The sequence below is a fragment of the Flavobacterium psychroterrae genome (genome assembly GCF_018380615.1).
GTDB lineage: Bacteria > Bacteroidota > Bacteroidia > Flavobacteriales > Flavobacteriaceae > Flavobacterium > Flavobacterium psychroterrae.
The window spans coordinates 1-14,471 of the sequence record NZ_JAGYVZ010000047.1 but is presented as its reverse complement, the minus strand read 5'-3'; the positions used below and the strand labels follow the sequence as shown (position 1 = coordinate 14,471).

The 14,471-nt window shown below is 29.0% G+C and carries 14 protein-coding genes; all 14 read left to right on the top strand.

The features are described from left to right. Positions 1–209 precede the first annotated feature (209 nt). The 14 genes from KHA90_RS24335 to KHA90_RS24275 all read left to right on the top strand — a co-directional run bounded on the left by KHA90_RS24335 (position 210) and on the right by KHA90_RS24275 (position 14,240). A complete protein-coding gene (locus KHA90_RS24335; RefSeq protein WP_213307989.1) occupies positions 210–545 on the top strand; it encodes a helix-turn-helix domain-containing protein in 336 nt (111 codons plus the stop codon). A 93-nt stretch (positions 546–638) separates the two neighbouring features. Then, positions 639–923, top strand: coding sequence for a hypothetical protein (locus KHA90_RS25955; protein ID WP_449536191.1), 285 nt, complete (start codon positions 639–641; stop codon positions 921–923). A 3-nt stretch (positions 924–926) separates the two neighbouring features. Beyond that, complete coding sequence (locus KHA90_RS24330; protein WP_449536190.1) at positions 927–1,871, top strand: primase-helicase family protein; 945 nt, start codon at positions 927–929, stop codon at positions 1,869–1,871. A gap of 256 nt (positions 1,872–2,127) precedes the next feature. After that, positions 2,128–3,060, top strand: coding sequence for a toprim domain-containing protein (locus KHA90_RS24325; RefSeq protein ID WP_213307987.1), 933 nt, complete (start codon positions 2,128–2,130; stop codon positions 3,058–3,060). A gap of 122 nt (positions 3,061–3,182) precedes the next feature. Then, positions 3,183–3,563, top strand: coding sequence for a plasmid mobilization protein (locus KHA90_RS24320; protein WP_213307985.1), 381 nt, complete (start codon positions 3,183–3,185; stop codon positions 3,561–3,563). Next, positions 3,560–4,579: a relaxase/mobilization nuclease domain-containing protein gene (locus tag KHA90_RS24315; RefSeq protein ID WP_213307983.1), complete on the top strand. Its 1,020-nt coding sequence runs from the start codon at positions 3,560–3,562 to the stop codon at positions 4,577–4,579. Before KHA90_RS24320 ends, KHA90_RS24315 begins: the two co-directional genes overlap by 4 nt. Before the next feature lie 18 nt (positions 4,580–4,597). Further along, the gene (locus KHA90_RS24310; protein WP_213307981.1) at positions 4,598–5,155 is read left to right on the top strand and encodes a hypothetical protein; all 558 of its coding nucleotides are present in this window, start codon (positions 4,598–4,600) and stop codon (positions 5,153–5,155) included. A 924-nt stretch (positions 5,156–6,079) separates the two neighbouring features. Then, a complete protein-coding gene (locus KHA90_RS24305; protein ID WP_213307980.1) occupies positions 6,080–8,461 on the top strand; it encodes a TonB-dependent receptor domain-containing protein in 2,382 nt (793 codons plus the stop codon). A 90-nt stretch (positions 8,462–8,551) separates the two neighbouring features. Beyond that, a complete protein-coding gene (locus KHA90_RS24300; RefSeq protein WP_213307978.1) occupies positions 8,552–8,698 on the top strand; it encodes a hypothetical protein in 147 nt (48 codons plus the stop codon). 58 nt (positions 8,699–8,756) lie between these two features. After that, positions 8,757–9,755 (top strand): grasp-with-spasm system ATP-grasp peptide maturase, encoded by a 999-nt coding sequence (gene gwsG, locus KHA90_RS24295; RefSeq protein WP_213307976.1) that lies wholly within the window; start codon positions 8,757–8,759, stop codon positions 9,753–9,755. After that, the gene (locus KHA90_RS24290) at positions 9,736–9,954 is read left to right on the top strand and encodes a hypothetical protein (protein ID WP_213307974.1); all 219 of its coding nucleotides are present in this window, start codon (positions 9,736–9,738) and stop codon (positions 9,952–9,954) included. The genes gwsG and KHA90_RS24290 overlap by 20 nt, the downstream gene beginning before the upstream one ends. Further along, complete coding sequence (gene gwsS, locus KHA90_RS24285; protein ID WP_213307972.1) at positions 9,944–11,014, top strand: grasp-with-spasm system SPASM domain peptide maturase; 1,071 nt, start codon at positions 9,944–9,946, stop codon at positions 11,012–11,014. Before KHA90_RS24290 ends, gwsS begins: the two co-directional genes overlap by 11 nt. 3 nt (positions 11,015–11,017) lie before the next feature. Beyond that, the gene (locus KHA90_RS24280; RefSeq protein WP_213307970.1) at positions 11,018–13,234 is read left to right on the top strand and encodes a peptidase domain-containing ABC transporter; all 2,217 of its coding nucleotides are present in this window, start codon (positions 11,018–11,020) and stop codon (positions 13,232–13,234) included. 175 nt (positions 13,235–13,409) lie between these two features. After that, entirely contained in the window at positions 13,410–14,240 is an 831-nt protein-coding gene (locus KHA90_RS24275) for a DUF6625 family protein (RefSeq protein ID WP_213307968.1), read from the top strand. Positions 14,241–14,471: the final 231 nt, after the last annotated feature.

Here is a 14,471-nt window from a genome sequence, read left to right as displayed (position 1 = left end):
GAACAACTATCATTTATTTTATAACCTGTTTTTAAAAAAATACAATAATAAAAAATTAAAACACTGACAATGAGACATATAAGAAATAAATTCTTTTGGTTTTATTTTTTATCGGACATTAATGATTTTAAATATGTAAATAGTTTTTACACGATTTTTTACATAGCCAAACCTTCGTAAACTTGTTTCATAATTTAAAAATTAGAAACATGGATGCAAGTAATTTTACTTCCAAAATTGATCGATTGGAATTGATCGTACTGGAACTAGCTAAGAAACAAGATGCGTTTATTAAAAAGGCATTAATGAAACTATCTTTAAATAGTAAAGATGTTTATTCCTCTGAAGAAGCTGCCGAGTTTTTATCTATAGAGGTCAAATACATTTATCAGCTTACCCACCAAAGAAAGATTAGATATTCCAAGAAAAAAGGTCAAAAGAAAATCTATTTTAGAAAAGCGGATCTTCTTGATTATTTAAATGGAGAGGTCATTAGTACTACTGAAGATCTTGAGAGCACAAATGCTACTTTGTGGAAAAAATAAGACGTTCAACTTCCGTAAAATGAACGCATAAAAATCCTTTATTTTTTAATCAAATTCTTATGACAAGATTGTAAGGATTATAATTTGAATCTTATGGACTTAGATATTCCTTATATCAGAGTAGGGACTTCCTATTTCAAAATTATTGATAAACCTTTAATATCTGGCGATAAAGTAAAAGTAATGGTTCGGTGGAATCGTGAAACAGTCATTTCGGATCATGGAAAATCATTTTTGAATAACATACTTAAATTAGATGGATTTTGCTGTATTCCTAATCATTTTGGTTACGAGCAAATTGTAGATGATTTCTATAATACCTATCATGAACTCCCTAACCAACCCATCGTCAAGGATTTTCCGTTAGATGAACTATAAAAATTGATTCCTAATTCATTGCAATTTATTCAACATATTTTTGGCGATCAAGCACAATTAGGCTTAGACTACATAAAACTTTTATATGAAAAACCTACACAAACATTGCCAATTCTTTGTTTAGTAAGTAAAGAGCGATCGACAGGAAAAAGCTCTTTTATAAAGTGGTTAAAAGCTATTTTTGGAATGAATATGACTTACATAAAAGGCGATTCATTTGGTTCGCAGTTTAATTCAGATTGGGCGAGTATGTTACTTGTAGCCATTGATGAAGTCTTTTTTGATAAAAAAGAAATTACAGAACGTTTAAAATACCTTTCTACGACTGACAAAGATAAAGTAGAAGCAAAAGGAAAGGATCGACAAGAAATTGAATTCTTTGCAAAATTTATTCTTTGTTCTAATAATGAAGATAATTTTATCCAAATAGACGAAGAGGAAATCCGTTTTTGGATTCGTAAAATTCGTACTATAAATACAGAAGATGTTTTCTTTCTTAAAAAACTGAACAAAGAAATTCCTTATTTCTTAAAGTACCTCCAAATGAGAAATTATTTTTCTCAACAAAAAACGAGAATGTGGTTTAAACCGGAACAGATTATGACTGCCTCTTTGTTAAAGCTTGTAAATCGAAATAAAGAAGAAATACTGATGCTTGAATTGATTCATGAATGTTTTGAGAAAATTGAAGAGGATGAGTTGAGATTAGCTCCTAATGATATTTTTATTCTACTGAGAAAGCAAAATAACAGAATGGATATTTCTGCTAATGAAATAAGAAATATTCTGAAACGATGGGGCTTTACACCTGAAGATAATACGAAGTCTTATTGTGGAGTTGAATTATTGTCGCATGGTGAATTTGTAAAAGTAGATCGAAGAGGACGTTTTTATACCATTAAAAAGATTTTTTTTTATAAAATATTTGATGCTTTGATGCAAAATTAGTATAAAGTCTTGTAACTGAGCTAAACACATCCGCATCAAAACTTGCATCAAACTAAAAAAAAACTTTTTTGATGCAAAACTGATGCATGACAAAAATAAAGTGATGCATTGATGTAGATACTGATGCAGTAAAATATTAATAGAATCAGTGGTTTATATCGGATTTGCATCAAAACATCAAAAAAAATTTTTTTTTCATCAGCAAATGAACAGACTTATACAAATCAAATAGAAGGTTTACTTAAAAATAATAGTTATGGAAAAGTTCAATTGTAAAATTGCGAATCAAATTGATTTAGTCAATTATCTTGAAACATTAGGACATGAGCCATCAAAAATAAAAAATCAGGATTATTGGTTTCTATCGCCATTTCGAAATGAAAATACACCCTCTTTTAAAGTGAATCAAAAATTAAATTTATGGTATGACCATGGATTAGGGAAGGGAGGAAATGTAGTTGATTTTGGGATTGAATATTTTAGATGTACAGTTTCTGAATTTTTACAGCTTTTGAATGGCAGTAGTATTTCCTCCGAGGCAAGTTTATCACATAAGAATGAGAATCTACATTCTTCAAGCCAAAGAATTGCAGATAAGAAGAAAGATAATCTCATTGATAAAATTGTCATTGTTGATGTACGCACATTAGAAAATAAATTTCTGATGACTTATTTACATAACCGAAGCATTTCACAAGAGATAGCAAGATACCATTGCAAAGAGGTTGATTTTTGTTTAAATAATCGAAAGTATACTGCTATTGGATTTCAGAATATTTCAGGAGGATATGAATTGCGTAATGAAAATTTTAAAGGTAGCAGCTCACCTAAAGATATCACTTACATAGATAACCAAGCAAAAACAGTAGTCGTTTTTGAAGGCTTTTTTGATTACCTCTCTTATAAAATGATGAATGAAAAATCGGTTAACCTGCAAACAAATTTTCTGGTACTTAATTCACTATCCTTTTTTAACAAGTCACTACAGTTGATGGAAAAACACGAAAGAGTTGATCTCTATTTAGACAGAGATTCCGGAGGTGTAAAATGTACTCATGAAGCCCTACAAAGAGATTCTACAATATATATCGACCAAAGTTTTTTATATGAGCAAAAGAAAGATTTAAACGAATGGTTAAACCAGCGACAGCAAGTTAAACAAGGTCATAGTTTTAGGAGGTCTATATGACGTTCGAGTGGTAGCCAGCTATGTTTTGGTAAAACCAAAACGCTGGCTCCCCTCATGCTATCGCATTCGTTGAGAGAATTTTTTTCATGCTGTCGCATTCAAAAAATAAATGATAAGAGACTATGGAAGAACAGAATGAAACTAAAAAAAATGGAGGGGGAAGACCCAAAAAGGAAGTAAAAAGAGACCAATTGATGGCAATTAAATGTACGCTCTACGAGCGTAAAATAATTGAAGCCAAAGCTAAAAAATCGAATCTTACCGTGTCTGAATACCTTCGTGAAATTGGACTTACTGCAAAGATTGATTACAGAAATAAAGCTCTTCCAAAAGAGATTTTAAGTTTTACCGGAGTACTCAATCACATGGCAGCCAACCTGAATCAAATAGCTAAAAAGAGAAACAGCAACGATGAATTAAGTCCGCTTGAACGAGCAGAATTAAAAGTACAGTCAGGTCAGGTTAAAGATCTTGCCGTCCAAATTAAAAATTTTATGTCATGATAGGTCATGTAAGTATAGGAAACTCGTTTTACCATTGCATCAGTTACTGTTTGGAAGATAAAAGAGAATTGTCTGAAGAGAAAAAACTTGCGCTTGAATTGCAAGACCATTTGCAACATAAAGGTCGTGCAGAAGTATTGGAATACAATAAATGCTTCGGCAACAAGTATGAGCTTACACAGCAGTTTAAGGATGTTAGGAAATTAAGCAGGCGTGTTGAAAAACCAATGTTGCATCTCACCTTACGTCTAGCTCCAGAAGATGTATTGACCAAAGAACAATTAAGAGAGATTGGGAGAGAATGCGCTAATGAGTTCGGTATAGCAGACAACCAATACATTTGTGTGCTACATAAGGATACCAAAGAGCAACACATTCATATTGCATCCAATCGAGTTGGCTTTGATGGTAAGGTTGCCAATGATAGTAATAGCTATAAACGGATGGCTGAACTTTGTCGACGGCTTGAAAAGAAATACGGTCTTCAAGAAGTATTAAGTCCAAGAGCATTTCTTTCTCCTAAAGACAGGTTGTTGCCTCGCCATGACAGTAGAAAAGAAAAACTTAAAGAAGATATTCAACAGACATTAAAGTATGCCAGTTCCTATTTAGAATTTGAAAGACATATGCAGATGTTGGGTTATAAAGTTCTTAAGGGCAGGGGGATTTCTTTTATAGATGATAAAAAAGTAAAAATAAAAGGAAGCGAAGTTGGTTTTTCATTGATGAAAATTGAAAAGATATTACATCAGAAACAACAGTATGCCATGAAAAATGCTGGTGAAGAAAAAAATTATGATAGAGATAGTCAGTCAATATCTAAATCTTTTAACACTGAAAAACCAAACAAAGAAAAGCAAAGCTATAGTTTAGATAGACCAGGAGAAATAGTTGTTAAAGAGGTTTTAGGAGCTATAGGACAATTAATCAATTCTGAATATGAGCCGGATTATATCGATCCTGCATTACAGATAGTGCCTCAAAAGAAAAAGAAGAAATCAGCATTAAGGAGATGATGTTAAAAAATAAAAAATATGGAAACAAATTCAAATGCAGACAAAGGTCATATAGAAAGAGAGACATTACAATTAGTACTGGAGGAATTTACACTGGAACAGAAAACAAACAATCAGCATATTGAGGCGCTTATTACTGCAGTTAAGAACGTAGAGAATAAAATCGATGTGTTTAAAAAGGAACATAGAATAGAAAAAAATGTTTCAGAACAATTGGATATAAAGCAAATTGAGGCTATTCTTCAAAAAGGTTTTCTAGACATAAAATATATGATTGGCAGGCAACCAAACAGTATCGTTAGGAAATTCCAGATTTTGTTATTTCCTGAACAGGATGCAAAACTGTTTTATAAAATTGTTTTTGGAAGGTGGTTTTTATGGTTTGCTATAATGGTAGCCCTAAGCAATCTTTACAAATGGGGAATACATTATAACGATAATAACAAAGAAATTGAAATGCAACAAATTCAAAATGATAGGAAAAGAAAAGCTTGGGAGTATATGTATGCTAATAGTGATGAAAAAACTAAAAAGCTTATGGGAAAAGCTTATGTAAAGACAGCAGAAAGTAAATAAGGGGAAATTCGAGCAAAATATTTTCTTTTGACTATAATCGCTAAATAAGAAAAGATAGGTTGAAGTCCGCGAAAGAAAAGGATTATTTTAATTAAGTTAGATATAAAACGAGCCAAATATTAAATGTGTATAAACTAAAGCTTCCTACTATTTAAGTGAAAGATTAATTAGAATAGTCAAAAGATTATCAAATTGATTTGATTCAATGATAAATATAGGAATTTGTTAAGCAAATTTACTTCATGTATAAAAAAGTACGATTATTTTTATAAAAATAAAACATGTGGATTTATTCTGATTTTTTTAGTAAAGAGAGTTATTCAAAATCTAATGAGTTTAGGGATAGATAGTTTTATAAAAATGCTTAATGTCTAAAAGAGGATAAATTTGCTTTTCTTTTTAGACTTATTAAGATATAAATATTTATTCTAGTTGTACCTTTGATTTTATTTTCTGACAATAAATAATTTTTTATACTTGAAATTTTTCTTTTAGACCCTTACAGCTATTGATTTTACATTCAATTTTCTTTTTCGATTTGAATTAAAGGGATCCGATTCATATCCGAATTTTATAATGACCATGCAACCACTACATCATTACTACATCAAATGAGTTTTTTTGCAAAAAAAAAATCATATAAAATTCTATTATTAAGTGATTTAAGAAGCTATTTGTTTTTTATTATTTTTAGCATTTTTTTTTTTTTGTCGTAGAAGACTTGCAATTACATACATTTGAAATCACAAAACTTTAGTAGATTTTTATTTACAAATTAAAAATGTATATTTTTTCAGAGTTTTTTTTTGTATTATTAGTATTAATAAATTATATGTTAGTGTTATTTGTATTGTTAACAAATTTTAATTATTAGTATTACAAAATGTTGAGTTGAATTAGTGATAAAAATAAATATAATATTTAATGAATAAACAGGTTCTCTTAAGTATAATTGTACTGTTCATTTTTCCACTTTTTTTATTCGCACAGGTAAAAGTAAGTGGTAAAATTGTTGATCAAAATGGAAAAACATTAGAATTAATGGAGATTCTGATGTTAAATAGTGATTCAACATTGGTGAAAAGTGAACTAAGCAAGAGTAATGGTGAATTTACTGTGTTTATTAACAGAGGTGAATATCTTTTCCTAGTAAAACGGTTGGGTAATGTTTTATGGAAAGAGAAATTTAATTTAACGGGTGATCTAGAAGTAGGATCTATAATGGTTACTCTTAGTGATAATCAATTATCGGAAGTAATAATAAGAAGTAAAAAGAAACTCTTTGAAACTAAGGTAGATCGAGTGGTCTATAATATCTCTAACGACGTTTTTAACAAAGGTTCAAATTTAGCGGATGCTTTAAGAAGAGTGCCGAGACTAAATGTAGAGAATGATGCAGTTAAAATAATTGGTAAAAGTGGTAGTGTTAAATTTTTAATTGATGGAAGAATACAAAATCTTTCTGACGAAGCATTAAAGAATAAAATACGTGGTTTAAGAGTGGAACAAATTTCAAAAGTAGAAATAATACCCAATCCTCCTTCAAAATATAGTGCTGAAGGCAATGGCGGTATGATAAATATAATTTTAAAAAAGGATGAAAATTTTGGATTACAAGGTAGTGCTAATACGGGTATGGGAGTTCAATTTGAAAAGGTTTCTACAGATCAAGGTGTTAATTTAAATTATAAAATAAAAAAACTTGATGCTTCCTTAAATATAAATAATAGTAATACGTCAGGTACTAATATTCGACGTGAAATTTATGATTTTGAAAAAACTACAACTACAGTAGAAAATGCCCCCGATTTTAATTCTAGAAATAAGTCTATTAATACTGTTCTGCAATATAAAATTAGTTCTAAAATTAGTATTGGGACAACACTAGATTTTGTCAAAGGAGACAATCAAGTAAATTCCCTTGGAACTTCTCAATATTATAATAAAGTATTACAAAAGCTTGATTCATTGATGTATTCAAAAGACACTGGCTATAATAACAGCAATAGTAGTGCAATTGCTCTCTATGCAGATTATAGTATTGATAGTTTGGGAAAAAAAATGAGTCTAACTTATAATTATTCGTATAATAAAAATCTATCAGATTCTTATAATAATGCTGAGTTAACAACAAATTTATTAACGCAAAATATTGTATTCTCGAATATTGGAGCTAATCGCTATAAGGTTAATGGAGTATTATTAGATTTTGAATTACCATTTAAGTTTGGGAAAATTGAAACTGGTGGTGCTTATGCAAACATTAGCAATAATACATCTATTGCTTATTATAATCAGTTAAATATAATAGATCCTAAAAGAAGTAATTTATTTAAATATAATGAAAAAACAAAGTCAGGGTATTTATCAATTCAAAATGAGTGGAACAATCGATGGTCCTCAAAAATGGGGTTAAGGTTAGAAAGTACAGAAATTGGAGGTTATTCATCTACATTATTAACTGCAAACAGAAATAATTACACCAAATTGTTTCCTACATTATTTGTAAGCTATAGCCCTAATGATAATTATGCTTTTTCTCTTTCCTATTCGAAAAGATTAGATAGACCAAGTTTTTATGATTTAAATCCCTTTAGATATTACAGTAATGCTTTTAATTATCTATCTGGAAATCCAGAATTATTACCTTCATACACTCATAGTTTAGAGTTGAGTTGCACAATGCACAATAATTTAAATTTTATAACATACGCTAATTATATTACAGATGGAATTAGTTATCTAACTATTGTTAATACAGATGATTCATATGTTGTACATCCTGAGAACAATTTCGTTCAAAAAAAAATAGGATTAATTGGTAGTTATAGATGGGATGTTTTTAAATGGAACTCTTTGAATATAAATGCAAATGGGTATTATGCTGACCTCAATTCCCAGAGAGGAGTGCAGGAAATAAAAGGTTTAGGAGGTAGTTTTTCTTTAAGAAATTCTATCCAACTTAATAAAAACAAGTCTAGTTTGTTAGAATTGAGTTATACTAATTATCTGCCATCCAAAGCACAATACAGTGATTTTATTACTAAAAATCAAGCTTATTTTACTATTAATTTTAAACAAATGTTACTCAATAATAATTTGGTATTCAATTTATATATTACTGATATTTTTAGACAAAATATTGGACGGTCTGAGAAACTATACGATACTTTTAGCTACTCTCTTAATAATGATAATCATAATAAGGGTTTTTATTTCTCGACAAATTACACTTTTGGAAATAAAAATGTAAATGAAATATATAGAGATACTAAAAATAGAGATAAATATAGAGGTGGTAAATAAATGTATGATTATAATTAGCTAAATATAGTTGGGAAGAGGTATAAAGCCCAAGAAAAGAAGACAAAGTATTAACACTAAAAACAAAAAGTTATGAAACTTACTAAATTTTCAATGCAAAAAATGTCTATTGCTGAAATGACAGCAATTAAGGCTGGATCTGGTCAATCAGATTGTTCTGGAACTCATACAAGTTGCTCTGGATCTGATCATGATACAGGTGCAAGTGACAATGATTAATTCTTTTATAGTTAGGGCAGATCTGCCCTAACTATTTTTAATATTTTTTATAACTTATATGATATTAATCTTTACAATTAAATATGATTTTTCCAGTACTTCTGTAGTTCAATTACTTACTTCGATGGGATATGAAGTAGTTAGAATAAATGCAGATGATTCTACACATAAATTTGAAAGAATAAGTGATGGGTCAATATATTTTAAAAATACCATAACAAATAAAACTATTAATTTAAGTAAAGTCACATCATGCTGGTGGAGGAGAGCAGGTTTGGCGGAACACCAATTTTTCAATGGGAATAAAGAATATAATATTGATCAGGAAAAGCTAGCTTTTTTGAGAGAGAAAAAAGTCGATTATTTCTATGATGAATATCTTAGTTTAAAAGAATATATTTTTAATTCTATATATAATAGTACGGTAATAAATTTAGGAAGGCCACAATTTAATCTTAATCGACTGCTAGTATTGGATATTGCTAGGAGTAATAATTTAAAAGTACCTGATTATGAATTGGTTGTAAGCGGAAATCAACTTTTTGAAACAAAAAAAACTTTAGGACCTTCGGTAACTAAAGCAATTTCAAATGGAGTAAAATGGGAAAGCGAAAACTATAGATTTTATACTTATACAGAATTACTAGAGGATAGTTTTTATGAAAGAAATGGTAATGTTACATTTTTTCCTTCTTTAATAACAAGTCTTATCGAAAAGGAATTAGAAATCAGAACTTTCTATATTGACGGTAGTTTTTTCTCAATGGCAATTTTTTCGCAATCTGATAAACAAACATCAATTGATTTTCGCAAGTACAGTAATAATAGGAATGAACCTTATAAATTGCCTTTTGAAGTAGAAGCAAAGTTGGAAAATATTTTTAGGGAGTTGAAATTAAACTGTGGCTCCGCAGATTTAATACTTGATAAAAATGGAGAGTATATATTTTTAGAAATTAATCCTGTGGGACAGTATGCCATGACATCAATCCCATGTAATTATAACTTAGACAGAAAAATAGCAAATTATTTAATAAATGGGAACATCAGAAATTAACTTAACAGTAAGTGAATTAAAAAATACGCCATTGTTTTTACGTCGTATTTTTTATAATGAATTGACGTCTTGGGAAGAGGAAAGAAAAAACTTTCATTTTGATAATTTCTCACAAAGCAGTATAATAACAGCAAGATATCCAAAAAGGGAAATTTCCAAAACAATCAATCATAAAATATTTGTTTTAAATGAGAAATGAGTTATATTTTATATTATCATCTTCCTGTAAGATAGTCAGAGGATATAAAAGAAGTGTCATAATCGATTATTCAAGAGGAAATTTATACTTCATATCTCATGAGTATCATGAATTAGTAGATATAATAGACAGAAACCAAATTAAAAAAATAGTTGAGAGTTTAGAAGATGAAGAATCTATAATTTGTTTCGAAGAATTTCTGTCATTTATTATAGAGAATGAACTAGCATTTTTGGTTAAAAATGCAGACAGATATCCAAAAATCAGTGAAGAGGTTGATGAGAATTTTGTATTGTTGCAGGATGTGATAATAGAAGTAGATGAGAATTTATTTAACAAAAATAATTTTATTGCTTTATGTGAAGATCTAACTAGTTTGCATTGTCAAGATTTTCAAATTAGATTGTTGTCTGATTTTAGTAATAAGTTTTTTAATGAAATTATGTTACTTATCAGTGGTACTAATTGCAATTATCTCGAAATTCATTGCAGTTATAATGAAGAAACTACTAGAGAATTGTTACATAAATTTATTGAAGAGCATTCTTTAATAAGTAGAATGGTTATCTATGGTGCGCCTATAATTTCTAAATATGAAGTAATTAACGAAGTAGAAGGGCACTATCCTATCAGTTTAGGTGAAATGATATATCTAGATTATCCTTTTGATAGTGGTAACTGCTGTGGTATTATTAATCACGAAAATTTGAATTTTACTAGTTTTCACCTTCATAATAAGCTAAAAACTAAAAATGGCTGCTTGGATAAAAAGATTACTATTGATAAAAATGGAAACATAAAAAATTGTCCTTCGATGAAAAATATGTATGGAAATATTGAAGAGACTTCTATAAAATCAGTTGTAAATAATAATGTTTTTACAAAGTTTTGGGATATAAACAAGGACCAGATTTCTGTTTGCAAAATATGTGAATTTCGATATAATTGTACAGACTGTCGTGCATTTATCGAAGATTCAAATGATCTATATAGTAAGCCTTCAAAGTGTAGTTACAATCCAGTAACTACTTTATGGGAAGATAATGCGATTATCAAGTAATTTATGACTTTTTTTAATTTTTTTCCTTTTGTAGCGCAACATGATGCTATGGATTGTGGTCCGGCATGCCTAGCAATGATTTCGAAGTTTTATGGAAAATCGCATTCATTGCAATACTTGCGAGATGTTTCTTTTCTAACACGAGAGGGTGTGAGTCTCAGTGGTCTAAATGAAGCTGCGGAAAATATTGGTTTAGAATCAATGGGGGTAAAAATAACACTCTCTAAGTTGCTAGATGAAAATCCTTTTCCTTGTATTGTTTTTTGGAATAATGCACATTTTGTTGTCTTATATGGTATAAGGAAAAAATTTTTCAGCAATAAGAGAATTTTTCAAATTGCTGACCCAGCAAAAGGATATATTAATATCTCTGAGAAAGCTTTTTTACAGTGTTGGAATAATAATGCAGATGAAGGAGTTGCTTTTTTGGTTTATCCAACGGAGAAGTTTTATAAAATGGAACCAAAAGAAAAAGAAAAATATCAAATAAAATATCTTTTAACATACTTAAATCCATATAGAAAGGAACTTCTACAGCTATTTTTTAGTTTAGCACTTGGAAGCGCCATGACTTTGGTATTTCCCTTTTTAACAGCATCGTTAATAGATAAGGGTGTAAATCAAAAAAGTTTAGATATTGTATTTATCATACTTTTAGCTCAAATATTTTTATTTGCAGGATCGGTAATTATTGAAATAGTTAGAAATTGGCTTGTTATATATATTGGTGCAAGAATCAATATCGCTATTATTTCTGATTTTTTTAAGAAAATAATGAAGCTACCGTTGCATTTCTTTGATACTAAATTTTTAGGTGATTTTTATCAGAGAATTCAAGATCATTCAAGAATTGAGCACTTTTTGACTTCGCAAAGTTTAACAACCTTTTTTTCACTAATTAATTTTTTGATTTTCTTTATCGTTCTTTTACGTTATGATTATAAAATTTTAATAGTTTATGTTACATTAACTTTATTAGCAGTTTTTTGGTCTCGGATTTTTTTGAAAAATAGAGAACGACTTGATTATTTTAGATTCAAATCAAATGCTCTTAATCAGCAGGCAGTTAATGAAATGATTCATGGCATCCAGGAAATTAAATTAAATAATTTTGAGAACTATAAAATTAATGAGTGGGAGAAAGTACAGATAGAAGTTTTTGATGTCAATTTAAAAATCTTAAAACTCGATCAGTTACAGCTTACTGGTTTTGATTTTATTAATCAATTAAAGAATATTATTGTTACTTATCTGGCAGCTAGAGAAGTTATTATTGGTAATATTACTTTGGGAAGTATGCTAGGTATATCCTATATAATAGGGCAAATGAACTCGCCAGTAAATCAGTTGATTGTCTTCTTTCGGTCATTACAAGATGCACAATTAAGTATGCTGCGTTTAACTGAGGTACAAAACCACAAAGAGGAAGAAGAGAAAGGGCAAAGGAGAATAAAATTCAAAAGTGGACAAAAAGGCAAAGGTGGGATAAATATTAGAAATTTAAATTTCCAATTTGAAGGGCCACATTCACCTTTGGTTTTGAAAAATATAAACTTTAATATTCCAGCCGGTAAAACTACTGCTATTGTCGGGGCAAGTGGTGGGGGTAAAACTACTTTAATGAAGTTATTATTGCTTTTTTATAAACCAACAAATGGAACAATAAAAATTGACCAACATGATTTATCACAAATTTCGCCCTTGAGTTGGAGAAAAAATTGTGGAGTAGTTATGCAAGATGGGTATATTTTTGCAGATACTATTGAACGCAACATTGCCACTCAAGACATTAATATTGATAAAGAAAAACTAGCTAATGCAATTAAAATTGCCAATATTGGTGATTTTATAGAATCTTTACCGCTAAAAGAAAAAACTATTATTGGAGCTACTGGTAATGGTATTTCGGGAGGGCAAAGACAGAGGATTTTATTGGCTAGAGCTGTATACAAAGAGCCACAGTATGTGTTTTTTGATGAGGCAACAAGTGCGTTGGACACGGAAAATGAAAAAATAATACATGATCATCTCGGAGATTTTTTTAAGAATAAGACGGTGTTGATTATTGCACATAGGTTAAGCACTGTCAAGCATGCAGATCAAATCGTTGTTCTGAAAGAAGGAGAAATTATGGAAATAGGAAATCATAGGAGTTTATTAAAACAAAAGGGAACGTATTATAATTTGGTTAAAAATCAATTAAACCTTGATAAAATATGAGTGATTTACAAGCAAAAGAAAAGTTAGATAAAAATAAATTTTTTCTTATAAAAAATGCCGTTCTAATTAACGTTTTAGTTGTTTTCGCTCTGATCGTAGTTTTATACTTATTGAAAATAGGAAAAGAGTCTATTCTTGAACTGATAATTAAGTATTATTTAAATTAATATTCCTAATGAAAAAGAAAACTAGTATTGCCATGATAATTTGTTATATCGGAAAACTACCATGGTATTTTGATTATTTTGTCCATTCTTGTAAATATAACTTGGATGTTCACTTTTTTATTATTACAGATGACCAATCTTATAGTAAGAAAGTTTCCGAAAATATTTATTTCATCTACAAAACGCTTGACGAAATAAACGAAATTGCTACAAGTAAATTAGGGTTTAAAACTAATATTATGTCAGGTTATAAGTTATGTGATTTCAAACCTGCATATGGACTTCTATTTTCAGAATTAATTGAAGAATATGATTTTTGGGGTCATGGAGACTTAGATATTATATTTGGTGATATTAGAAAGTTTATGACGGAAGATATTCTGGGTAGTCATGATTTGATAGCTGTCAGAGATGATTATTTGACAGGATATTTTTTATTGTTTAGAAATAATAGCCAAATGAGGCTTCTCTTTACCAATAGTAAAGACTATAAAAAAATATTTTCAGATCAGAAACATTATTGCTTTGACGAAACTAATTTTAGTTTTATAGATTTTGCAAATGAATTACATTATTCAGAAATTAAAAGTGAAGTTGAAAGTATGACCCATGTTGTAAAACGGCAACATGAAAAGAAGTTGATAAATGCGTATTTTGATTTTCATGTAATTGAGGGTGCCTATGGTAAATTGTCATGGGAAAAAGGTGTTTTGATGTATAACAATAAATATGAGGCAATGCTTTATCATTTGATTTTATTAAAGACTATATATAAGCCCAAAAGAAAAATTAAAACTATTCCAGAGAGTTTTAAAATTAGTAAAACGAGAATTTATTAGTATTTAACTTTTTATCCTTAATAGCAAAAAAGACTTGTTTTAGGTGTAATTGAATTAGTGTGAATTTTGATATTTTTTTACAAGATTTTGTTTGTTTATAATGTCAAAGTGGATATTCTGGATAAAGTGAGCACCTAATTCTGGATAAAAGTGAGCAGTATAAATGAACTCAAAAAGGTGTCTAAAAAGTAGTTTAAAAATATAAAATTATTTTATTCTATTAGTTGTTTT

Excerpts from the sequence above, each read along its gene's own strand:
- KHA90_RS24335 (WP_213307989.1), top strand. The coding sequence starts at position 210 with ATGGATGCAAGTAATTTTACTTCCAAAATTGATCGATTGGAATTGATC.
- KHA90_RS25955 (WP_449536191.1), top strand. The coding sequence starts at position 639 with ATGGACTTAGATATTCCTTATATCAGAGTAGGGACTTCCTATTTCAAA.
- KHA90_RS24325 (WP_213307987.1), top strand. The coding sequence starts at position 2,128 with ATGGAAAAGTTCAATTGTAAAATTGCGAATCAAATTGATTTAGTCAAT.
- KHA90_RS24320 (WP_213307985.1), top strand. The coding sequence starts at position 3,183 with ATGGAAGAACAGAATGAAACTAAAAAAAATGGAGGGGGAAGACCCAAA.
- KHA90_RS24315 (WP_213307983.1), top strand. The coding sequence starts at position 3,560 with ATGATAGGTCATGTAAGTATAGGAAACTCGTTTTACCATTGCATCAGT.
- KHA90_RS24310 (WP_213307981.1), top strand. The coding sequence starts at position 4,598 with ATGGAAACAAATTCAAATGCAGACAAAGGTCATATAGAAAGAGAGACA.
- KHA90_RS24305 (WP_213307980.1), top strand. The coding sequence starts at position 6,080 with ATGAATAAACAGGTTCTCTTAAGTATAATTGTACTGTTCATTTTTCCA.
- KHA90_RS24300 (WP_213307978.1), top strand. The coding sequence starts at position 8,552 with ATGAAACTTACTAAATTTTCAATGCAAAAAATGTCTATTGCTGAAATG.
- gwsG (WP_213307976.1), top strand. The coding sequence starts at position 8,757 with ATGATATTAATCTTTACAATTAAATATGATTTTTCCAGTACTTCTGTA.
- KHA90_RS24290 (WP_213307974.1), top strand. The coding sequence starts at position 9,736 with ATGGGAACATCAGAAATTAACTTAACAGTAAGTGAATTAAAAAATACG.
- gwsS (WP_213307972.1), top strand. The coding sequence starts at position 9,944 with ATGAGAAATGAGTTATATTTTATATTATCATCTTCCTGTAAGATAGTC.
- KHA90_RS24280 (WP_213307970.1), top strand. The coding sequence starts at position 11,018 with ATGACTTTTTTTAATTTTTTTCCTTTTGTAGCGCAACATGATGCTATG.
- KHA90_RS24275 (WP_213307968.1), top strand. The coding sequence starts at position 13,410 with ATGAAAAAGAAAACTAGTATTGCCATGATAATTTGTTATATCGGAAAA.